At 56.4% G+C, this 20,899-nt stretch carries 19 protein-coding genes and 4 pseudogenes; 8 read left to right on the forward strand and 15 right to left on the reverse strand.

Going from position 1 to position 20,899, the window contains the following annotated elements:
• Nucleotides 1–69: 69 nt before the first annotated feature.
• Nucleotides 70–984, reverse strand: coding sequence for a hypothetical protein (locus G9463_RS12815; RefSeq protein WP_165896899.1), 915 nt, complete (start codon nucleotides 982–984; stop codon nucleotides 70–72).
• Between the two features lie 968 nt (nucleotides 985–1,952).
• Here G9463_RS12815 and G9463_RS12820 point away from each other — a divergent pair.
• The 3 genes and pseudogenes from G9463_RS12820 to G9463_RS12835 form a co-directional block, all read left to right on the forward strand.
• Entirely contained in the window at nucleotides 1,953–6,416 is a 4,464-nt protein-coding gene (locus G9463_RS12820) for an MSCRAMM family adhesin SdrC (protein ID WP_240150028.1), read from the forward strand.
• A gap of 356 nt (nucleotides 6,417–6,772) precedes the next feature.
• On the forward strand, nucleotides 6,773–7,174 hold the full coding sequence (locus tag G9463_RS12830; RefSeq protein WP_229380460.1) for a hypothetical protein: 402 nt from the start codon (nucleotides 6,773–6,775) through the stop codon (nucleotides 7,172–7,174).
• Nucleotides 7,175–7,233: 59 nt separating this feature from the next.
• Nucleotides 7,234–7,896, forward strand: a pseudogene (locus G9463_RS12835) (tyrosine-type recombinase/integrase); the annotation flags it as partial.
• Nucleotides 7,897–8,041: 145 nt separating this feature from the next.
• On the opposite strand, the gene G9463_RS12840 reads toward G9463_RS12835, so the two are convergent.
• The 6 genes from G9463_RS12840 to G9463_RS12865 form a co-directional block, all read right to left on the reverse strand.
• Entirely contained in the window at nucleotides 8,042–9,238 is a 1,197-nt protein-coding gene (locus tag G9463_RS12840) for a Cdc6/Cdc18 family protein (protein WP_165896900.1), read from the reverse strand.
• Between the two features lie 803 nt (nucleotides 9,239–10,041).
• Entirely contained in the window at nucleotides 10,042–10,329 is a 288-nt protein-coding gene (locus tag G9463_RS12845; protein WP_004966347.1) for a PadR family transcriptional regulator, read from the reverse strand.
• Between the two features lie 116 nt (nucleotides 10,330–10,445).
• On the reverse strand, nucleotides 10,446–10,721 hold the full coding sequence (locus tag G9463_RS12850; RefSeq protein ID WP_004966348.1) for a hypothetical protein: 276 nt from the start codon (nucleotides 10,719–10,721) through the stop codon (nucleotides 10,446–10,448).
• Nucleotides 10,722–10,784: 63 nt separating this feature from the next.
• Nucleotides 10,785–11,597 carry an N-6 DNA methylase gene (locus tag G9463_RS12855; protein ID WP_240150029.1) on the reverse strand — a complete coding sequence of 271 codons (813 nt, stop codon included), beginning with the start codon at nucleotides 11,595–11,597 and terminating at the stop codon, nucleotides 10,785–10,787.
• Between the two features lie 268 nt (nucleotides 11,598–11,865).
• A complete protein-coding gene (locus G9463_RS12860) occupies nucleotides 11,866–12,381 on the reverse strand; it encodes a hypothetical protein (protein WP_165896908.1) in 516 nt (171 codons plus the stop codon).
• A gap of 465 nt (nucleotides 12,382–12,846) precedes the next feature.
• Complete coding sequence (locus G9463_RS12865) at nucleotides 12,847–13,206, reverse strand: hypothetical protein (RefSeq protein WP_205254234.1); 360 nt, start codon at nucleotides 13,204–13,206, stop codon at nucleotides 12,847–12,849.
• Between the two features lie 194 nt (nucleotides 13,207–13,400).
• Between G9463_RS12865 and G9463_RS12870 the strand changes: the two genes are divergently transcribed.
• Nucleotides 13,401–13,922 (forward strand): winged helix-turn-helix transcriptional regulator, encoded by a 522-nt coding sequence (locus G9463_RS12870; RefSeq protein ID WP_004966427.1) that lies wholly within the window; start codon nucleotides 13,401–13,403, stop codon nucleotides 13,920–13,922.
• Nucleotides 13,923–14,013: 91 nt separating this feature from the next.
• On the opposite strand, the pseudogene G9463_RS12875 reads toward G9463_RS12870, so the two are convergent.
• Nucleotides 14,014–14,145: pseudogene (locus tag G9463_RS12875) on the reverse strand (PadR family transcriptional regulator); the annotation flags it as partial.
• 53 nt (nucleotides 14,146–14,198) lie between these two features.
• Nucleotides 14,199–14,639: a hypothetical protein gene (locus tag G9463_RS12880; protein WP_165896902.1), complete on the reverse strand. Its 441-nt coding sequence runs from the start codon at nucleotides 14,637–14,639 to the stop codon at nucleotides 14,199–14,201.
• A gap of 106 nt (nucleotides 14,640–14,745) precedes the next feature.
• Between G9463_RS12880 and G9463_RS12885 the strand changes: the two genes are divergently transcribed.
• Nucleotides 14,746–15,114 carry a hypothetical protein gene (locus G9463_RS12885; RefSeq protein WP_165896903.1) on the forward strand — a complete coding sequence of 123 codons (369 nt, stop codon included), beginning with the start codon at nucleotides 14,746–14,748 and terminating at the stop codon, nucleotides 15,112–15,114.
• An 8-nt stretch (nucleotides 15,115–15,122) separates the two neighbouring features.
• Here G9463_RS12885 and G9463_RS12890 read toward each other — a convergent pair whose 3' ends face one another.
• The 3 genes from G9463_RS12890 to G9463_RS12900 form a co-directional block, all read right to left on the reverse strand.
• Nucleotides 15,123–15,509 carry a hypothetical protein gene (locus G9463_RS12890; RefSeq protein ID WP_165896904.1) on the reverse strand — a complete coding sequence of 129 codons (387 nt, stop codon included), beginning with the start codon at nucleotides 15,507–15,509 and terminating at the stop codon, nucleotides 15,123–15,125.
• Between the two features lie 75 nt (nucleotides 15,510–15,584).
• Nucleotides 15,585–16,484 carry a transcription initiation factor IIB family protein gene (locus tag G9463_RS12895; RefSeq protein ID WP_165896905.1) on the reverse strand — a complete coding sequence of 300 codons (900 nt, stop codon included), beginning with the start codon at nucleotides 16,482–16,484 and terminating at the stop codon, nucleotides 15,585–15,587.
• A 57-nt stretch (nucleotides 16,485–16,541) separates the two neighbouring features.
• Complete coding sequence (locus G9463_RS12900) at nucleotides 16,542–17,228, reverse strand: hypothetical protein (protein WP_165896906.1); 687 nt, start codon at nucleotides 17,226–17,228, stop codon at nucleotides 16,542–16,544.
• Between the two features lie 195 nt (nucleotides 17,229–17,423).
• On the opposite strand from G9463_RS12900, the gene G9463_RS12905 reads away from it, so the two are divergent.
• Complete coding sequence (locus G9463_RS12905) at nucleotides 17,424–17,921, forward strand: hypothetical protein (RefSeq protein WP_240150031.1); 498 nt, start codon at nucleotides 17,424–17,426, stop codon at nucleotides 17,919–17,921.
• A gap of 179 nt (nucleotides 17,922–18,100) precedes the next feature.
• On the opposite strand, the gene G9463_RS12910 is transcribed toward G9463_RS12905, so the two are convergent.
• Nucleotides 18,101–18,316, reverse strand: a complete 216-nt coding sequence (locus G9463_RS12910; RefSeq protein ID WP_004966437.1) for a hypothetical protein — start codon at nucleotides 18,314–18,316, stop codon at nucleotides 18,101–18,103.
• Nucleotides 18,309–18,512: a hypothetical protein gene (locus G9463_RS12915; RefSeq protein ID WP_004966200.1), complete on the reverse strand. Its 204-nt coding sequence runs from the start codon at nucleotides 18,510–18,512 to the stop codon at nucleotides 18,309–18,311. The genes G9463_RS12910 and G9463_RS12915 overlap by 8 nt, the downstream gene beginning before the upstream one ends.
• A gap of 169 nt (nucleotides 18,513–18,681) precedes the next feature.
• On the opposite strand from G9463_RS12915, the gene G9463_RS12920 reads away from it, so the two are divergent.
• Nucleotides 18,682–19,728 (forward strand): PAS domain S-box protein, encoded by a 1,047-nt coding sequence (locus tag G9463_RS12920; RefSeq protein ID WP_004966438.1) that lies wholly within the window; start codon nucleotides 18,682–18,684, stop codon nucleotides 19,726–19,728.
• A 283-nt stretch (nucleotides 19,729–20,011) separates the two neighbouring features.
• Here the strand turns inward: G9463_RS12920 and G9463_RS12925 are convergent.
• Nucleotides 20,012–20,284: pseudogene (locus G9463_RS12925) on the reverse strand (IS5/IS1182 family transposase); the annotation flags it as partial.
• Nucleotides 20,285–20,528: 244 nt separating this feature from the next.
• Between G9463_RS12925 and G9463_RS12930 the strand changes: the two are divergent.
• A pseudogene (locus G9463_RS12930) lies at nucleotides 20,529–20,899 on the forward strand (histidine kinase); the annotation flags it as partial.

Raw genomic sequence — 20,899 nt, forward strand, 5'->3', positions numbered from 1 at the left:
AAGCGACAGACGACCCCCAATTGAGCCGGTCAGCGAGGTGAGACCGTGTCGTGTGTCTTGGACTCGCTTCTACAACCGACGATAGATGATGATCCCACCGAGAACAGCGACGATCATGCTCCCGGCAATAAGCAGATTCGTGGGTGAGCCGCCAGACGGCTCGACAGTGTCTGTGGTCCCGGTCTGAGACGGGGTGATTGCTGGCCCACCACTGCTGGTCTGGGTTGAGGTTGATTGCTTGGTGTCTGTCTCGGTCGAGTGTTCAGTTTCCGTGGCCGTTGTTGTTGGGGTGTCACTCGGCGTTGTTTCCGTTCCTGTCGGTGTGTCCGTCGCTGTTACTGTGTCACTGGAGTCACCGCTGCCGGAATCGCTATCATCGTCATTGTCATCACCATCATCACTGTTACTACCGCCGGAACTCGAAGAGTCCTCCTCAGTAGGAGTTTCTGTTGCAGTCGGCGTAGGCGTTGACGTGTCCGTTGGTGTTGGTGTGGCTGTTTCCGTCGGCGTTGGTGTCGACCCATTCTCATCGTCGGTTTGGCCTTCGACGGTGAGGACGCGCCCTTCTGTTCCGGTGACCGAGTAGGCACTGCCGTTCTCGTCACCCAGCGCCGCGACACTCACGGAGAGCCCGACAGTTCCGGAATTCTCGGCTTGGACAGTGACAGTCGCGAGTTCCACTGGGCCGCTCTGGAGCGTGTTCATTCCCGTCGCCGCCAACTGCACTGACGCCCCGCCATCGGGCTGCTTGGCGTACGCTGGGCTGTCGGCATACCTGACGCTCTCGATGGTCGCGACGCTGCTGTCGTTGAGCGACACTGTCGCGTTGAACGTACCGACACCACCGCTGGCCTCGGCCACCACCAGCTCGTACTCGACGGTTGCGCCCGAATCAACGCTCTCTGCAGCCGGCGAAAGTCGAACCTCTGTCCCGCCGGCACCAGAAACGACAGCAGTACTCCCAATCAGCGCAGCGCTAACCAATACTACCCTCATGAGACGAGCGAGTTGCATCGATATTATCGAACCCGATTCCCACAGTATTAAATAAACCGAAAGTAATCCTTGAATTAACACTGGAATACTTCATGTCTAGAGGTCACAGTCGTACTCGTGAGGGTATCGAACTCGTAAGTGAGCAGGCACGGCCGCTGTTGGCGGTCATCCTGACCGTATTGCTCGTCACCAGCCCAGTCGTCGCAGCGGTTCCGGCCGGCGCACTCACACAGGCCGGCAATGCAGGCAACACCGGTACGGGCGCGGGTAACACCGGCATCGGCACTGGCGCCGGAAACACGGCTGTGACACCTGACCCGGTCGTCGGCTCGGCGGGCCCGACCGACCCGAACGGTGATGGACGCTTCGAGGACGTCAACGGTGATGGCAGCTTCGACGTCGTCGACAGCCAGGCGTTGCTTGCTCATCTCACGAACGCCTCCGTCCAGAACTACAGTTCGAGTTTCGACTTCACTGGTGACGGATGAGTCACGGTCAGCGACGGCCAGTGGCTCTACGTTCAGGCTGTCAATCCGACCGAGACCGACGCTGACGGCGACGGACTCAACGATACTGTCGAAATCGCGCTCGGCACCAACGCATTCGACACCGATACCGACAGCGACGGAATCGGCGATTGGACCGAAACCAACGGCGGTAAGCCCATCGACACGGACAGCGACGGCATCATCGATGCCCGTGACGCGGACAGCGACGGCGACCGTATCCCCGACATCCGCGAAGGGACCAAAGACACTGACGGTGACGGGACGCCCAACTACCGCGACACCGACGACGACGGCGACGGCATCACCACCCGGACCGAAGCGCTTGACGGCCAGAACTACAGCCACGACGTCGACTTCGACGAGACGGTCAACTGGCTCGACACCGACGCCGACGGCGACGGGGCCCCCGACGGGACGGAGGGCACCGCCGACAGCGACGGCGACGGGATGCCGGACTATCTGGACAACGATCGTGACAACGACGGGCTCCCCGATAGCTACGAGCGCAACGTCACAAAGACCGACCCCACCGACAACGATAGCGAGTCCCCTCTGACGAACTACACCGAAGCGGACAACGACGTCATCGATGGGATGGAGGACTTCGACCAGGACACGCTGGGGACATACGTCGAGTACGCCATCGGCACGGACCCGTTCGTGAGCGACACGGACGATGACGGCCTCTCAGACGGCTTCGAATACCGGAACAACCAGTTCAACCCGCTCGATGCCGATACGGACGGTGACGGCACAAGCGACGCTTCGGGCGACCTTGACGGTGATGGACTGACCAATGGTGAGGAGGCCCAGCGCGGGACCTTGGTCGACCGACCCGACACCGACGTCGACTCGCTGAACGACAGTCGCGAAATCGAGCTGGGGACGGACCCGACGCTGCCGGACACGGACGCCGACGGACTGGACGACGACGAGGAACTCGCCATCGGAACCGACCCGCTGAACAACGATTCAGACGGCGACGGCGTTCTCGACGGGAACGAGACCTTCGAGACGGCGATGGACAGCGAATCGACCGGCGCCACTGTCACGCTCCGGACGAACGGGTCGGGGGCCGGCGTCACCATGGAGGCCAAGCCCGACTTCTTCGAGAACACATCGGCCAGTGCCGGCCCGACGATACAGCTTGAGAACCGCACGGCCTTCGAGAACGCGACAGTCGAACTCCCGGTCGACGCCTCGGTCCCCGAGTCTGAGTACGAGAACCTCTCTATCTATACATGGAACGGCTCCTCGAAAGACACCTGGAGCAAGGTCGAGACGACTATCGAGAACGGGACGGCGAAAGCCACCGTCGAGCACTTCTCGTATTTCACCGTGCTGGACACCGACGAGTGGGTCAGCGCGACGCAGGTCAGTATCGGCGAGCCGGTCGATTTCAACGCCAGCGACTCGTTCCGCTGTCGGAACGCCTGTAACCTGACCGGCAACTCGACCGTCGTGCTTGGCGGGGAACCCACGACGCGGAAGATAACCATCGAACAGGGCGGGGACAGCTACGAGGTGGTACCACTGAGCAACGGGCAGACCATCGAGAAATTCTACGACTACGCGAACGCTGAGATCAACTCTCCGCTGCCGGTCGCGAAAAGCGACACCAGTCGGCTGTTCTTCTGGTCCGGTCCGAACGGCCTCAGTCTGGTTTTACTGCAAGATAAACCGAGAGATGGGTCCGGTGCCGCCGTCTCGTTCGAACTCTACGAGTTCCCGATCAGTGACGGGAGTTGGGTTGTTCGGGACGACCCCGGAGACAACTACGGCACGACGCCTGACTGGAGCTGGAACGACGACAACACCGACGGAGGGGCGTTCCGAGGCGAGCTGACCAACGCGACGTTTACCATCAAACCGAGGTTCAACGAGGAGGCGGTGAGAGACCCGATCACCCCCGGCCAACTCAATGACTGGGAGATTCTGTCCGGACGCGCGACCGACCCAACCAACGAGTCACTGGCAATAGACCAGAACATCACCATCAGCGTCCCGGGCGACCCCAACGAGAACGCCTCCAGTAACGTCAGTGGCGACACGGGTAGTGCCAATATCACGCACAATCTCTCGTCTGGCACTGACGACCTCACGGTGGTGTATCAGACCGAGCAGACCAACACCAATCCGGCAGCGAGCATCGAGGTGACCGGTGCGAGCGGAACCACAGTTTCGAAAGAACTCGCTATCGGGACCGTCGGCACCGTTCAGACGACGGTCAACGTCTCCACGCTCGCTCACGGCCCCGCGAACATCAGCCTCTCGGCCGACGGCGTCAATATGCGAGCGGAGGTCGTCCCACGCGAGACCTTCGACAGTGACGGCGATGGCATCCGTGACTCTGTAGAGAACCAGAACTGGACGCTCCCGACCGCCGCCGCAAGCACGTTCTCGACGGACCCGTACGACGCTGATACTGACGGAGACGGCATCCCCGACGGAGAGGAGGTCATCTACAAGACTACCGCTGAAAACGGCACGCTCACGACGAGCATCGCGGTCGCCAACTCCGATCCGACCGAGGTCAACAGCGACGGGGACGAACTCACCGACCTCGAGGAAAACCGCGGGTGGAACACCTACCTCGCGCGCTCGCCCTCAACGGCTGAACAGTTCGTCAGCGCCCGCCAGAACGGTGGGGACGCCCTCGGCGTGCTCTGGAAGCAAAACGTCAGCTCCGACCCACTGTCGACAGACACCGACGGCGACCTGCTGGACGACCACGAGGAGCGTCGCCTCGGGACCAGCCCGACTGTCGCCGACTCCGACAACGACGGCAGTGACGACTACTACGAGGTTTCGAACGACTACGACCCGACCATCCACGACCACAAAGCGCCACTGGTCGAACCGCTTGAAGTCAGCGCCGACAACACCGCCCGAACCAGCTACACAGCTCGCGTCAGCGTCTCCGACCAGAGCGGCATCTCCCGAATCGAGTTCTACAAGGCCGGAAGCAGGCAGTGGTCGGGCCTAGGCGATGGCGCGACCGCCCGAAACTTCGACGCCAGCATCGAGGTCGAGCGTGACGCGCTAGATGCCATATACACCGGCGCAACCGGCTTCTTCACGCCAGTGACCGTCGACGCCAGCGCCACGGATATCCACGACAACCGCAAACGCAAGGAGCTCAGCGGGCCGGACACGTTCGGACAGGCGGCCGACAAATACGCAAGCTTCCCGGCCAGTCCTGGCAAAGGCGGCTTCGTCGCTTGGATGGGCCTCTCCTCGGGCGCGTCGACGGTGGTCGGTGAGAGCGTCGCTGGCGTCGCCCAGATGGTCTCCGACCCTGGCGGTTACGCGAGCCAGATGGCCCAGCTGGCGACGACCATCGCCAACAACCCCGCGATAATCACGAAACTGCCCCAGATGATGGCGAGCCAGCTCCGCCAGCAACACGAGACCCGCAATCCCTTCGACTCCCGCGAGCAGTACTACCAAGAGTTTGGCGGCGGCTGGTCGCTGGGCTACTCGACTGGGACAGTGGCGCCCGCGTTTGCCTCTGGCGGGTCGAGCGTCCTCCAGAAGGGACTGAGTAGTTCATCGAAGCTCAGACGGCTGGTCGACGCCGCCGACTCGGCGGTACCCGACAGAGTGCCAAACGGCGTCAAGCCGACAGCACTACGGCGGGCTGGGAAAGTCGACGACTCGGTCCCCGACGCGGACGTGCCGACCGGGCGCATGAGCGCGAAGCTCAACGACATGCCCGGGCCGAAGCGCCAACGGACCACCGAGCAGTTCGACCAACTCGACAGTGACGGGAGCGATTACCTGGGCAACACCGACATCAACGACCCGACGCTGAAGGCCACCGACCTCTTCGAGAACACCGGGCCCAGTGGGCGTCGCGCACTCAACGATCTGGCGGAAAGCGATCAGGACGCCGCCGACGCGCTCCTCCAGATAGACGACGCCGCTACCCAGCGGCGCTTTACTGAGGCCTACGAGAGCGGCGAGGTCGATAGCGATGAACTCGCCACCGCCGTCAAGCGCTACGACAACCTCGACGCGAGCGGCAAAGGCGGTGCTGACGACGTCCTTGCTGCAACCGGAGACGACGGCACCGAACTTATCGCCAAAGCCGACGGCGAAACCGTCCGCATTCTCGCCGACGGCTCCGGCGACCTCGACCAGTCCTTCCGCCGGGCCGTCGCTCGCGCGGCTGATGACGACAGCGTCGACTCCTTCGACCAGATCGATAGGGCCGTCAAAAAGGTCGATAACCTCGACAGCACTCAGCAGCGACGGGCCAAGAAACTCATTGCTGAGACTGACGGTGCTGGCGTCAAGCTCGTTGACGAGTTAGACGGCGACGGGCTCCAACGGGTACTCGACTTGGATATCGACCGTGCTGACGAGTTCCGCACGGCTGCAGCTCGCAATCTCGAACGAGGCAATGCCGACACCGATGATATCGAGAAATTCGCCACACATGCCGACAATCTGGAAGGTGTCGATGGTCTGAATAGCGGTCCCGTCGATGATTTCATCAATTCAAGAGACCCTGGAAACGTTGGTGGTGCACTTGATGAAGTGCGTCGGGCCGATGAAATCGGTGCAGAGAATATCGAGCGGATGAGTATTGAACTCCCCGATTCGAATGAGTATGACGGGGAACTGGATATCCAAGTCGAATCTGGCAAGATTGTCGAATCGAAAGGATCGTTCGGATATACGAAAGGCAAGATTGACCAACAATTCGACAGAAAGCTTAGAACTATGAAGGAACATGAGGATGTTGCTTTCGATGGCAACACACTGGAGATCCGGGCGAATCGCGTTGGGGATCAAAACTTGGTCAGTTCAAAGATTACGGAATGGGAGCAGAAGAGCAAATGGGGGTCTGCAGACATTACGATCAAAGTGGTCGATGAAGACTCTGGATCAATTATCACGGATTAAATTGGAGGCTACTAATGGAAGATTACGATCTGATTGAACTTACCTATGTCCTCGATGAGGAACCGTCTAGTGATATCTTCGAGACGCTCATTAACGCGTTCCCGGAGTACGGTAGGCGAGATCGCGGACCTCGAGAATATGGGATACGTGCCAGTAAAATAGATGAATACACCAATGAAGTAGATATAGTCGGAGGGCGTGAAGAGATACTCCAAACAATATCTACGTATCCAGAGTGGTCAGTTGAGGTGCTGCTGAGCCACGATGATCTGACAATTGCACGGAGAAAGAGCGAATTGGGTCTACTGTCAGACTTATCAAAGCCCAATTTGCAATTTTCAACCTGGATTTACGCGATGAAAGATTCAGATGATCATGGCTCTCCTCCCGAAGTGAAGAAAATGCGGAAAGAGTTTGTCGAAGTACTTGCTCAAGCCGCAAACATTCTCGAACCAAAATGGGGCTTTGGCCGCCGCGGTGGCCTCGCTATCGGCGAAGATGAGACGGTCGAAGACCTTGCGACGAGGACCAAACCACCGCTGTACGAGTACAACGTCTTCCGTTCGGAAACTGTCGAGGCAATCGGTCGCGAGCAAGTCCTGTCGGCACCGGCCTACTACGTCGAAGAACTCGACTCAGGTGGCGTTTTCATGGCCGTCACGGAACCACCCAAGCAGTGCGGACACGAGGGCCAGCAGTGTGAGGAAGTCGCCGACCAGCTCGGTCTCTCGCTAGCGAAAACGGAACGCTATCACTGACCGCGATTTTAGATCTAAAGTCTACAATAATTCATCGCGACGGATCTCGCGTGCCCGCTCTCGAAGACGAGACTGAAACAGACCAGCAGTACTGGACGACACGCGACCGCGATGCTATCTACGCTACTGCGACCGCCCGCGTCGACGACGCCGGCGAAAGCGATGACGTCGACCGCACGGCGGCCTACCGCGACCAGGCACTCGTCTTCTTGCTCGCCTACTCCGGTGCTCGCAGCGCGGAGCTCGTCGCTGTTTCTGATGATGAAGAACGGAACGGCCTGCGATGGCGTCACGTCGATTTAGAGGCTGGTACAATGCAAGTATTCGGCAAGAACCGTTCCCGCGAGTCTGCGCCGATCCTCGACGATGCACTTCGCCCGCTTCGGCGCTGGAAGCAACTTCGAGAACCTGACGAGAATGAGGCCGTGTTCCCCAGACTCGACAACGCTGCGAAAGCGCTTGATCCCACGCCGTCGATCACCACGCAGTCGGCCCGGGATATCCTTGCCAAACTCTGCGAGTGGTCCGACTACGAGTTCGAAGACCCGCTGAAGCCACACGGTGCCCGCCGTGGCCTCGGGCGGGAGATCTATCGCGAGAATCCACAGCTGGCGCAAGATGTACTCCGTCACAAATCAATCGAAACGACCCATGAAGGGTACGCTCAGGAGGCCGCAAAGCGGACACGCGATGAAGCGAACGATATCATTGGAAAGCAGTGAAAGATACAGCTATTGCAAAGGGTGCTGAGTAGTTCGGGCTCTGGAGTGCGATCCGTGCCTGTCACCCCAGATCACAATTACTGGTTCAGTCACATTCGCGATTTTCACTCGTGGTCAAGGCGAATAGAGCTTGGCCTCGGGCGATTTACGCTGACTTGCACGCTTTAATCACAACTTCAGGGTCGTCAACAAGTTGGTTTACTGTGTGTGCGCCCTTGCCCTTTCCCCGCCCTTTGCGCTCCTGCTCAACGAGCGAGAGAAACGCAAGTTCGGAGAGTAGATCCCGAACACGTCGCACTTTCAGTGGATCGACTCCATTGCTCTCACAAAGGCGTTCATACACCGAATAGACGCTTTTCGTTGGGATTGGAGGGTTCTCACCTGACGTATCCTGTACTTGTAACGCAAGCGACTGTAACAGGTGTTTTGAGTGTTCTGGCTGCTTGGCAATGAGCTCAGAAAGTCTAGCCTGCTCTTCACGGTCATGCGCCTCATCAACATATTCGATTTTTACTGTATCATCGTCGTGTTCGTCGGCAATCTCCCCTGCATATCGGAGGATATCGATTGCCTTGCGCGCGTCTCCATGTTCCTTCGCTGCGAGTGCTGCTACTTTCGGGATAACATCTTCATCTAGAACATCCTCACGAAAAGCATCGGAACGAGATTTGAGGATCTCACGGAGCTGGTTCGCATCATACGGTGGGAAAACGAAGTCTCGTTCCGACAGGCTTGATTTAAGTCGTTCATTGAGAGAGTCTTTGTAACGGATTTTGTTACTGATACCAATCACACCAAGAGTACTTTCTGTCACCTTGCCTGCTTCGGCAGCGCGTGACAGTTGCATTAGTACGTTGTCACCTTCTAATTTATCTATTTCGTCAAGAATAATGATTCCAACATCCAGCCGTGCATCAAGAATATCCCAGAGACGGCGGTAATAGTCCGAGGTACTCACCCCAGTATGTGGAACTGTTATTTCTGTCTCTTCTGGGCTATTGAGTGCTTGAGCAATTGTGCGGACTGTCTGTGTCTCAGTTGATTCTTGGAAACAGTCCACGTATGCGACGCCGATTTTGACACCGTTGTCGGCTGCCGCCTCAGTGAGATCGCGAGTTATATACTTTGAACACAGGCTTTTGCCCGTACCCGTTTTTCCGTAAACCAATACGTTGTTCGGGGTGTCTCCCCGCTGGGCGTCTTTGATAGCATTAGCGAGCTTTCGAAGTTCAGTGTCGCGTCCGATTATCCGGTCACTCTCCGGAAGGTGGCTCACTCTGAGGAGTTCCTTGTCAGCAAAGATTGGATCTGGATTGCCGAAGAACGACTCAGACTCATTCATACCAACACAATCTCATGGACCTCATATTAATATTGTCCACCACCTTGCCGCTGTAAAACAGGTAAGATTGGTATGCTATATTTGAAAAGTCGTATATCAGTCGCTCAGTTCCCATCTATTGGTGATATCCTACTCCAGGATACTGTATGAATTTAGAAGGTAGTAGTACTCCCACACCCCGTGTTGCCGCTGTAACAGTTGAGATGAGTTTCCAGATGAAAGCGGGCACATAATGAGTGATATCATACCGACACGCTATCTACACGCGCTCGAACAGACCCTGTGTAGAAGAGTGAAAACCGGTATTTCATGCTACCGACGCTAAAGCGTCGTTATTTTAGTACGCTAAAGCGTGATACGGTACCAAACAGCATAGACCATAATAAAACTGATGATGCCTGTCCTAATTCGGTGGCTGCGCAGAGTTATCAACTTGATATGGTAACACGCTGTGGCTGCTTTACCTATTCACTTACAGCGGCAATGAGGGGTGTACAAACATGACCTTACATAAAAATAAGAGACAGGCAACTGTTCTCGATTGTTTACAGCGGCAATGAGGGGTGCGACTGCAGACCAGTCTAATGCTGGCGTGCCATAGAGTACGTCTCACACCCTCTACCTCCTTACGATCACCGCGGATGGTCTCGCCGTCTGGAAGTCTTCCAATCTGGTGCCACACTCTGTAAATTACCCCCTGTAACCCTGTTCATCGTATTTTGAGACGACCGCGTGAACCACGCTCTCAATCTCGACTGCGGCGTGGCCATTCAGAGTCGGATCAGAATCAGGCGAGTTGACAGTCATCTAGAAAGCTCACTCGTTCCGTACTGTTGTTCCCACTCGTTTCGAGCAGCTATCTCTCGTTCGCCACGTCGCGTGACTGAGTAGATGTTGGTCCGTCTGTCTTTTTGTGCCTTCTCAATGAGCCCTTTGTCGGCAAGTGTGTCAAGGCTCGGGTACAGCCTCCCATGATGGATTTCTCCCTCATAGTATTCTTCCATCTCCTCTTTGATTGCGAGGCCATGTGGGCCGTCTAGACCGTACACCACATACAGCAGGTCACGTTGAAAACTGGTGAGGTCAAACATTTCAGGATGGCTAACAACTTTGCGCCATTAAGTCTAATGAAATTGACCAAAATCCAGACGCATTGATGGCTAGAACCGGTCTCGAAACCGGCTGAAATCTGATGGTAAACTAGCTGTTAATCCTCGTCTTCCTTGTCTGCCTCGTCTTCCTCGGGCTGAACATTCCGAAGCCGACCACTGATTTCCTGCTCGTACTCTTCTAGGAGCTTGTAGAACTCCACAATCGTCTCCTCGGCAGTCTCACCCTTCGATTTGATCGTCACTCTGTCTTGATCGCGAGTGTCAGTGCCTCGATCCAACCGTGCTTCCATACTGCAGCCAACGTCTGTTCGTTCAACCTTTTCAACTGGGTCTGGAGCCGTGTCTGGCTCTGTGTCTGATTCTTCTGACATGGTTTTCTTCGGGACGCTCTCACTGGAACGCCCCGCACCCGACTGGGGCTCACAAAACAGCCGTCAATCGCTACCCTCGAACGCACCCAGACTGGCCTGCTCACTCGGAACAGATGTCGCAACGGGAGGTGTTCGATCTTCCGAGCCCGTGCCTGTCCCCTGCGTTGGACTGGGCTGGTTCTCCGCCTCGACCGTATTCTCGAAGGCGTCGGTCACCCACTCGTGTAGCTCTTCGACCTCCTCGTCGTCTAGCTCGCGAACGCTCCCACCCAGCGAAGAGTACGACGTCTGCCACGCTCGCTGGAACTCGACAGTCAGTGAGTCGCCCTGAATAACGTAGGCATCCAGATTCAGGAAACAGCAGTTCAGCGCCGTCATTCGGGCACACAGTGGGTCCTTATCTTGCCCGACAAACAGCGCGTCTGGCTGCTTTCGACCGGCGGCCAGCAGTGTTCGACCGCTCCCACAGGCCGGGTCAAGGACCGTCTGTCTATCATCGCTATCGCTCTCGTCTCCGACGCCGGCGATCTCGGCCATCGTCTCGCAAACAGAGTGGGGCGTGAAGTGTTGGCCGAACGCATCGCTGGACATTCCGTATTCCTCGTAGACAGCGCCCAGAACATCAGCGTCGGTAGCCGCCATCCGTTCTTGCAGCTGGCCGAACGCCTTGGCGAAGAGGTCGACCGAGCGCTGTCCGTCTGGATGGTCCATATCGCCGCGTTCGCGATAGTTGTCGACGATCTCCAGATACGGATCGTCTCGGTCCTGCAGTGCGAACAGCATGAGATTGACCCAGTCTCGGAAGACTGTGTGGGCGCTGTGCCCGCGCTGGCGAATTTGCTCAAGCGTTGCAACAATCTCGTCGACGTCCGACATCTTTCTGGAGAGTCTGCAAGATGCCATCGGGAACGTCGGTCAGGATCCGTCCTGTTCGACGGCACGGTCAAAGTTTGGTAATCACCTGCTCAAGCGGGTAGAGAAAAGGAAACGGCCGATAGCAAGTCACCGCGCGCCAACACTACTGGAGCCACTGCCAAGATGGTTTTTACTGCTCACCAGTACCCCTCTGCATGAACCAACTGTAGTAATGCGCGCGCCGGTGCCTTCGATGAATAATACCCCACCCATCGAACTGCGATATTATCTACTCGTTGGACCTGCTTAGTAACTGCTGTAGCACTTCTATAATGTCCTGATTCGAGGCGGTTGTCCCGTGGATACTGACAGAATCCATGCCGGCGTAGCCGTGTTCCCCTGACTCGTCGCGCTCCCAGTAGAGCCATGCCGTCTCTTCGCCGCCATCAAAGCCCATCTTGTCGACCGGGAATTCCATTACGAGGGCTTCGTAGCTCTCGCCATCGTGGCCGTTGAATTCACGGACTTCGCCGTCGTCTTCCGGTCGGGCACCATCGCCGTCTTCGACCATTGAGCGGGAACCGAACCGGTACCGGACGGGCTCTGCCGTCGGGTCGAATGTCTCCTGATCGCCATCACTGTTGAGGAATTCGACGGGTTGGACGACCACCTCTACAGTGTCGTGTTCGTCGACATCGATGTAATTGTCGGCGTTGTCAGGTTGGACGTCAATATCGAGCTTGTTCGGAAAATGGGCTGCTGCGAGGCCACTGACCGCAGGGATGGATACCGCAGCCGCCGTCACACCGGCTGTACGTTTAAGCAGCCGTCGTCGGGTCGTAGTACTCTGTGCCAGTTGTGTTGGGTCAAGTCTCGTTTGTCGATCTGACATCCTACAAACAGCTCGACGGGGCTTCGCTGTATAGTGATTCTGGTCCAATCAACGAATCCAGCCCGACAGTGAATAGTTGATACTGTCGGCTGTACGTCTGTGACGCATTTCGCCACTCAAACTGGCGAATATCCTACAATAGGTACAGCCAACAGTATGAGGCAGACAGCCCGGCTATCCCTATAGCGAACCAGTATTTTATACTGTCGCTGTCGAGCGTTACCGCTCCCTGTCGGCGGCGCGAAAAGGATATATGCTGCTGCTCATGTTGCTGATCGGGTATACTGCTCTCTCGATCTGGATGATTTCCCAGCCAGGTGTGGTGAATCGGAACGAGATGTACGCTCCCGACGGGCCAGCGGCGAGCGTGCATCTTGATCACTCCGCACCAATTCGCGGGGCTTCATTGGAACCCGCATAATAGACCGCGGCAAGTACGAGCGTCATCATGATAACGTCAAGTAAATGCTCAAACGAGTGGTGCATACCGGCATCCATCCACCCCGTTAGATACGCAACTCCAGCGCTCGTCTTCCCGAGAAACGTCGAGAACGCTACTACGATGAGTAGATAGGATTCCGTCCGGCGATGGTAGAACGCCATGAACGAAAGCACCGCCACAAGCATCGAGAACACTGCTCCCACCCCGAGAGCGGTGACGAGTAGACTCTCGGACATTGAGGTTCCAAAGTGGAGCGGCTGAGCGATACTGATCCTAGTGTGTAGTATCAAGGCCATCTGGGTCGAGCCTCGGATTCAGTCAGGACAATCCGATGTGGATGCCTGCATAGATATGATTGGTAGTCCCCCTATCTCACTTCCCTTCTGGTTCATTCACCGAAAGCAACTGTCGGACCGTGAGATATAGGGTCCAACATGGGAGACTTGTAGACAACGGTGCCGCAGAAGGCTGTCACCGTTCGGATAGACCTATGACAACGACACGTACACGAATCGAACTCCAGATTCGCCGGAATCCTGGAACCCACTTCAACGAACTGGTGCGGTCACTTGAGTTTGCTCCAGGCCAGATTCAGTATCACACCCGAAAGCTGTCAGACGAAGCTGAAGTAATAGAGGAGAGCCTGTACGGTCGCACCCACTATTTTCCCCCGGAGTTCGATTCGTGGGAACGAGGTGCACTGGCGCTGTTCCGGCGTGAAACATCACGGGAAATACTTGGGTACCTGCTCGAAAACGAGGCGGTCAAACCACAGGCGGTGGCGGATTCGCTCGGTATCGCCCGGAGCACGCTTGAGTGGCACCTAAGTCACCTCATCGAACAAGATGTAATTCTAAAGGAGCGAGACGAGCAAAACCGTATCACACTTGTCGTGGCACATCCCGAGCGGACGCACGAACTGCTCCGTGAGATCTCCCCGTCTATTCCGGACCGGTTCGTCGACCGGTTCACCCGACTCGTCGATAGCCTTCTCAGCGAGCAACACCGCTGAACATGACCCTCCTGAACGACCACTGTCAGAGGCGACCCTCGCCATGGTGGGATGTCGTCACGTTCTCCCAGCGGAGATACCGCCAGACAGAATAAAGTTGGCCGTAATGAACCTCCTTCCCGTAGTACTCTTCAATGTCGTCTTTGATCGTGACTCCGGCCGGTTCGGAGTAGCCACCGACGATGAATAATAAGTCCCGTTGAAATCCTGTCAGGTCGTGCATATTCGCGGTTACAATATTACATATATGAGCATATTGGTATGAGATCGCCGCTTTCACTCCACGTCGTACAGGTCTTTGACCCCCCGTCGATAGTGGTCTTGGCTGGAGTCTAGAACTGGATCAGCCTCCTCCGGGTGCTTCGCGATGATGCTGGTAAACTGCTTGGGCGGCTTCCAACTGTCATCAATTTCGCGGGCCTCCAGCTGCCTCATGACCGCATACTCACCGTCGGCGGTAACGTACAGAACACGAATCCCCGGCTTCTCACTCAGTGGCCCTCTGAGTAGCTTTCCTGTTCGTGTATTCACCAGCCACTCAAGTAAGAGCCCAGCCCGACACTGGATTGCATACAGTTGCACCTCATCTTCTTCGGGAGATTCTGTGCGACCGTTGTCGGCCCACGATTGGGGCAGCGACCGATTCTCAGTCTCATCTTTCCATCGCCACTTCAACTTTTTCGGCCCGGTAGTCCCTCGTCGGTATCCACTACTCATTGTTGGATTCTCTCAGCCACTAGAGAAACACAAAATCAGCTCTGTATCGCCTCTGTCGCAACTTTTTTGCTGTTTGAGGGTATATGTATTAGTACGAGGACTCATCATGAAAACAGCCGAGTCCCCCACTACGACTAGCGAGTGTTCTCCCCCAGATCAGTGGATATCCCGCCAGCCCAGCGGGACCCGTGATCTTGACTTCCAGCAGATCCGACAGCGTCGGTCAGCAACGTGGAACACCGCCCTTGATGCCAGTGTCAACGTAACGAAGGGCGGTCGCCCGGACCTGTTCCTCGTCTCCGTTGACGACGACTGTCCCGTGAACTGCTCGCTGGCCGAGCATCCTAACGGAACCCACGCCGGCTGGTGCAGCTGCGAAGTCTTCCAGGCGACGACCGTCTGCCCACATCTCTGTGTTCTCCGCCAACACGCTGCCCTCGGTGATCTCGACCTGCCGATGCGGAACCAGACCTGAAGCACAGCTCAGCCGTCGCCCATCGAAACGTCGGCCAGCGGCCGAACGTCGACGCGCCCAGTCCGGTCGTGGTCAAGACACTGGCACAGTCGTTCTCGAACCGTCGCCTGCGAACACGGCTCGACGCCAACCCCTAATCGCGGATCGTCTCGAATCTGGACGTACTCTGCGTCGACATCCAACGGCGTGTGCTCGACTCGACACCAGATCGTCTTCGCTCCGGCTTGGTCTAGATCAGTCACGTACCGAGCAGCCACCGCTTCGTGGCGAAGTTCGACAAGGACTCGTTCGACAAATGATGCGACTTTCGTTGGCGACCGTGGCGCTGGGACCGCCGCAAAAACACTCGAAGAGTCGTGCTGTGCCGCCGATTCTGGAGTATCAGTAACTGACATATGTCTCTCTCAGGACGTGCTTGCTGGCTCGCCCTGCACCCTCGCCGGGGTACGCAAAACAACGGTCGCGAGAATTCATTCAACGATATGCTCCTCGATCTCCTGGAACCACTGACGGGCCGTCGTAATATGCACATCCAGTGGCTCGCAGATCGTCGCTTGTGTGAGCCGGATATCTGACTCTTTCCTGGCGAGATACAGAGCGCCGGCTGCGATACCGTCTGGTCGCCCGTTGATCTCGGTGGACTCGGTCGCCTGCTCTGCGAGTTCGAGCGCTCGCTGGCGAATCTCCGGGGCAACGTCGAATGGAAGGTCCGAACAAATCCGCGCCACCCAGTCCACCGGGAGCGATACTGGGATTGGGAGATCGAGTTCCACCAAGAACGTCCGGTAGCAGTTCCATATATGGGAGTCTGAACACCGGGCAACGTCGGCTACCGTCTCCATCGTCACGAGGCCATTGCACCGGCAGGCGGCGTACACAGCGGCCGCTGCACCGCCCTCAATCGACCGTCCGATCAGGAGGTCCTTGTCTTGGGCTTTCTTGAAGAGCGTTGATGCCTGCTCTTTCACCGCGTTGCTCTCAGATAGCGCACTCGCGATGCGTCGGATTTCGCCAAGCCCGTGAGCAAGATTCCGGTCGCGCTTGCTGGTGAACTTCGACCGGCCGTGGAGTTGTCGCTGGCGAGCAAGCCGTCGACGCCGTCTCGGAGAGATGTCTGCACTCTCAACCGAGCCGATGTTCGTCGACAGGCCTCGGTCGTGGCGAGTGACCGTCCGAGGTGCGCCCGTCCGTTTCTGTTCCTCCTTGTCGTACGTCCGCCACGCTGGCCTGCGGTCGATCTGGTCTTGGTCGGTCACCAGGCCACAGTCCTCGCAGTTCGTTTCTCGCCCGCTGCTATCGAGTTCGCCGCCACACTCGGGACAACCCGGCGTAGCTGCAGACAACGCTGTCTGGACAGTTTGTGAAGACATATTTCGAGACATCCTCTCACCTGACTAGAGGCGCAGAAAACACACTGCGGCCCCCGGTTAGGCGTCTGGCAGTTTTCCATCCGGGCGGGGGACTCGCTGGGCGTCAATCTCGATCTCGACCCGGCGACGGTGCTTGCATCGCTCGGCGACATCGGGACAACTGCACGTCTCTTCGAGCACGTCGACCTCGTACCGGCTATCCGACGCTGAGTGAACCTCGTAGCGACCGGGCTTTGCGAGGAAGGAAACGTCGATATCTTCCTGCTTCGCTCGTTTCGTGCGTGGTTCGTCCTCAGAAGAGACAGCCAAAGGGTCCTCAGTCGGGTCCGTGACGCCGCCGTCGTTGAACCGAACCTGCATGACTCCACCGTCAGCGACTGCCTTGCGGGGTTCGCCGTCGACGTGCAATCCGAACTGGTCGTCGAGAGCGTCGTCGTCAACCCACTGCGGGATGGGTCGCTCGCCGGTGGCGAAGGCGACTCGCTTCTGGTGCTTGCACTCCTCACCGGGGTTGAACTGTTTCCACTTGCATTCGCAACTCCCTGTTCGAGTGTCGACAAGGTACTCTGAGCCAGACCCGGAGTTGACCAGGAAGAGGTCGTCGGCGTTTCGTGCCTGACCAATCGAGTCCAACACGGTCATCACTTCGGTCAACGCCCGAACGGTCCGGTTGTTCGGGTCAGCCTCCTCCAGTTCGCTCTCGTCGATGCTGCCGGCGTCGCTATGGGATTCTGTGGTAGCCATGTGCAACAGGCGGCACGCCCTCTCTGGGACGCCCCTCACCCCGCTGGGGCGCAGAAAATTCGGGGACTAGAGTTGTTGAAATGGACGGCTATTCTCGAGTTAAAACGGGAAACACAGGCTGTAGGAATGGTCGAAAATGCCAACCGTCTATTGTAACTCTCCGAAAAATGAGACACAATGCAGGAGGTTTGTACTATGCTGACCACGATATTAAAACGGGCTCAGGAGGGACTGCTACTCTCAGTATCGTTCTTGAGAACCTGTGGGATTGATTCTTATGCGATGCCAGAGATTATTAATTTGATGGCAACTTCAGTATCCGAATACGTTGATTACGAAGAAGACGACGGTGTTGGAATCTGGAAGATTGAGGATCTGCCCGCAGCTATCGAAGCAGGCGATATGGAAAACGCAGAGCAGCACTACGTTGAGACAGCCAGTGACCCAGAAATGGAGAGCGTTGTCGTCACCATCGGTGGCGTAGAAGAGATGGATTCCAAGGTGTTGGACCATGTCGAAGACAATTGGACCGATGTAGCTGAACAGTCGGATGTCGACTTCACAGCTTATGTTGCTGATGGGATTGCACGACTCTCGATCAGCCAGAAAAATGAAGCTGATAATGTACTTACGAAGGGATTCAAAGAGTTTGAGCCCGCACTTGAGTGGGCGAAAGAAAAACAGAACTCCTGAATTGCCAGTAGCCAGAACGTTTTGTTTCAAATCTTACTAAATTACTGGCGTGTCCTCTTCTGGACAGTTTCTCCCAAATATTCAATTATTGTTATGAATTTGAGCGAGGAGTAAGCACGCTTACTGAGCAGGCGTTGCAGCCAGCATCATGGCTAAAGAAACTGCCGTTTCGCCGCCTGTCAGAGTTCGGTCGCCTGCATCTGCTCGTGTGCGTCGGGATTGACAACCGGGATGACGCCCTCGATCTCGTCTTTGCCGTACTCCTCACGAATCAGGTCGTGGATATCGTTCGCGAGAGCAACGGCCTCGTCTTGCGTGTTGGAACTCGCCTCGTTCTCAGGAAAATCTGCTGGCCCGACACCCTCCACGACGATGAACAGGTGGTCGTCACTCATTTTCGACCGCCTCGACGAGCAGCGTCGTTTCCGGCAGGTCGTCGCGAGAGGTCGACAGGAACTCGGACGTCTCTAGCGTTTCCTCGACCAACTCGACCAGTTCCTCCGAGACATCGCCAAAGTGAACGATGGCGTCGGGATCGGGGTAGTTGTCGTACTGCTGTGCAGCCGTCTTGTCTGTCTTGTTCTTACTCATAATCAGTCGGCAGAGCGCCCTCAGTGGGACGCCCCTCACCCCGCTGGGGCACAGAAAATTCGGCGACTAGAGCTGGTTAAAGCGTGATTCTATTCTCGGACAGGAGTGGTCGGCAGACTATATATATTTCATAGGAACAATGATACTGTTTAATTAGACATGGGTAATCATGGCCTATCAGGTACCCACTCGGCTCCCGAAGCAGTTTGAACAACTCCGTGTCGGGATTGCACTGTTTGACCCTGAGTCGGGGACGATCGTTGATGCCAACGAGAGTCTGGAGTCAATGTTCGGGTACTCTACGGAAGCTCTCCGGAAGATGAGTGTTGAAGCATACAGTGCAAATACGTATGCGTTTTCCAGAGATGATGTCGTTCAACAGATCCAACTGGCAGTCGATGGTCAGCCCCAGCGTTTCAAGTGGCGGATTAAACGACAAGACGGGAGGCTAATCTGGACCCAGATTGATCTCTCACGACTTAGCATTGATGGGGAACCGTTCGCCCTCGCCGAGATACGGGATATTACCGAATACACAAACACTAGCCGCAGAGTAAGCTTACTCTCCCGTATTATGCGTCATAACCTCCGGAACGACTTGACTGTCATCGCTGGGCGGGCACAGCAAATACAGTCAGAGGTTGATACTGATCGAATCAGCAAGCACACAGAGAAAATTGAAGAGAAGACGAACGATATTGATCGGATAACGGACTCTGTGAGAGAGATCGAACGTGCGACAACGCCAGCCCAAACCAAACGGGTCCGCAGGAATACCTTCGCTGCCGTCACGGAGACTGTTGAAAAATTATCTGATAAGTACCCCACCGCGAAGCTCACTGTTGAGAAACAGACCGAGATGTGGTTCAGTATTGATTCGGCATTCAATCAGGCACTGAGGCACGCTATTGAGAATGGCATCGTCCACAGCAACAGTACAGCCCCATCAGTCACGATAACTATTGGCGAATCACCGAATACCGGTCGGGTCGAAGTCAGTATCAGTGATTCGTGTCCTCCTATCCCAGACATTGAGCTGAATGCGCTCGATGAATCGATAGAAAATACGGATGTTTCACATGGCACCGGGGTGGGACTGTTTGTAATGAAGTGGTGTGTGGAATCCCTTGGTGGCGAAATTACATTTGATCGGACTAATTCCGGTAATACTGTCTCTTTCTATTTCCCTCCAGAAGCAAGTCCGTCAGACCAGTAACTACCGCTGTGGACGGCGAGTATGCCGCTGGCGTAGGCGTTCTAGTGATCCACTCTTTCTTGCTCACTCCGCTTCAGTCGATCACATCGGGTTAGAGGAAGCGTCTGCTTGGATGCGGTGTGAAGCCTGGCGGCGCCCTGCCGGCGGCGCTCCCTCGCTGGCTCCGAGCCTCACAGCTGGGAGAAGAGTCACACTCGCTGCGATTCTGGAGCAAACACCGCCCTGGCTGCTTCGATGTGAATCTGATTCGGCAACTACTGTTTAGCGCGGGGAGGATGTCAAACAGCGTCGAATGCGCGGGGAACTCCCCGCGCTGAAGGTTCAATACCACTCGAACACGCTCCATCTCTTCGGCCCAGTCGATAATTTCCTTGTATTCCGCGCTCATACGTTCACGCAGATAGAGCAAAACTGCGTGCTTCCAGCCAGCAAACCCGTTGCCGGCTGGATCACTCAGTTCCATCAGCACAGCGTCAGTAAGCTTTTGAGCGAGTGAAGCCACCTGCTTCATGAAGCCGAAGAGGGGGCTGGACATAACATCACTCTCCCGCTCCATACTCGTGATTCTAACGACCTGTCCCGGCACTATCTGTAGATTCAATTGAGCCGTATCACACCGAAATATTGAACTTGATAATGAGTGGATGTATATCGATGTCGGATTATCAGACAGGTGGTTCTGGAGACAGCCTTTTAGACGTTCTATTGCCTGAATTTATCCAGATTGTTCGTATATACTTGTATCAGTACTTCTATATATCTGGTAGTTTTTTGTACGATAACTGGAAACCGCCGAACGAATGGTGAACCGAGATTTCCGTCCCCGAGTCGCCAACCTCGTCCCGGCCGCTGTGCGGGGGAGCTTCGTCCGGAAGTTCGTGGCTGCGGTGCTGGTGGCGGTCCTGGTTGCCGGAGGAATCGGAGCGGTGTTCTACACTGATACGACGCGAACGCTTGACCAGCGCGTAGAGGCACAGGTCGTCTCGACCGCCGAGTTACAGGCTGACGGCCTCGATAACTGGGTTGACGGCTTCCGGCGGCAGACCCGCACGCTCTCGTCGGTCAAGGAGTTCCAGAACGGGCAACCGGGCGTCATCAGGGACTACCTCTTGCTCGAATCGGACGACCTCACGTCCGAGTTCGTGGCCGTCCACTACGTCCAAGCTTCCGA

Source organism: Haloarcula sp. JP-Z28 (assembly GCF_011440255.1).
GTDB lineage: Archaea > Halobacteriota > Halobacteria > Halobacteriales > Haloarculaceae > Haloarcula > Haloarcula marismortui.

Bases quoted from the DNA above. Each gene is read 5' to 3' on its own strand.
- G9463_RS12820 (WP_240150028.1), top strand. From the start codon at position 1,953: ATGCCGGACTATCTGGACAACGATCGTGACAACGACGGGCTCCCCGAT.
- G9463_RS12830 (WP_229380460.1), top strand. From the start codon at position 6,773: ATGAAAGATTCAGATGATCATGGCTCTCCTCCCGAAGTGAAGAAAATG.
- G9463_RS12840 (WP_165896900.1), bottom strand. From the start codon at position 9,238: ATGAATGAGTCTGAGTCGTTCTTCGGCAATCCAGATCCAATCTTTGCT.
- G9463_RS12845 (WP_004966347.1), bottom strand. From the start codon at position 10,329: ATGTTTGACCTCACCAGTTTTCAACGTGACCTGCTGTATGTGGTGTAC.
- G9463_RS12850 (WP_004966348.1), bottom strand. From the start codon at position 10,721: ATGTCAGAAGAATCAGACACAGAGCCAGACACGGCTCCAGACCCAGTT.
- G9463_RS12855 (WP_240150029.1), bottom strand. From the start codon at position 11,597: ATGTCGGACGTCGACGAGATTGTTGCAACGCTTGAGCAAATTCGCCAG.
- G9463_RS12865 (WP_205254234.1), bottom strand. From the start codon at position 13,206: ATGGCCTTGATACTACACACTAGGATCAGTATCGCTCAGCCGCTCCAC.
- G9463_RS12870 (WP_004966427.1), top strand. From the start codon at position 13,401: ATGACAACGACACGTACACGAATCGAACTCCAGATTCGCCGGAATCCT.
- G9463_RS12880 (WP_165896902.1), bottom strand. From the start codon at position 14,639: ATGAGTAGTGGATACCGACGAGGGACTACCGGGCCGAAAAAGTTGAAG.
- G9463_RS12885 (WP_165896903.1), top strand. From the start codon at position 14,746: ATGAAAACAGCCGAGTCCCCCACTACGACTAGCGAGTGTTCTCCCCCA.
- G9463_RS12890 (WP_165896904.1), bottom strand. From the start codon at position 15,509: ATGTCAGTTACTGATACTCCAGAATCGGCGGCACAGCACGACTCTTCG.
- G9463_RS12895 (WP_165896905.1), bottom strand. From the start codon at position 16,484: ATGTCTTCACAAACTGTCCAGACAGCGTTGTCTGCAGCTACGCCGGGT.
- G9463_RS12900 (WP_165896906.1), bottom strand. From the start codon at position 17,228: ATGGCTACCACAGAATCCCATAGCGACGCCGGCAGCATCGACGAGAGC.
- G9463_RS12905 (WP_240150031.1), top strand. From the start codon at position 17,424: ATGCTGACCACGATATTAAAACGGGCTCAGGAGGGACTGCTACTCTCA.
- G9463_RS12910 (WP_004966437.1), bottom strand. From the start codon at position 18,316: ATGAGTGACGACCACCTGTTCATCGTCGTGGAGGGTGTCGGGCCAGCA.
- G9463_RS12915 (WP_004966200.1), bottom strand. From the start codon at position 18,512: ATGAGTAAGAACAAGACAGACAAGACGGCTGCACAGCAGTACGACAAC.
- G9463_RS12920 (WP_004966438.1), top strand. From the start codon at position 18,682: ATGGCCTATCAGGTACCCACTCGGCTCCCGAAGCAGTTTGAACAACTC.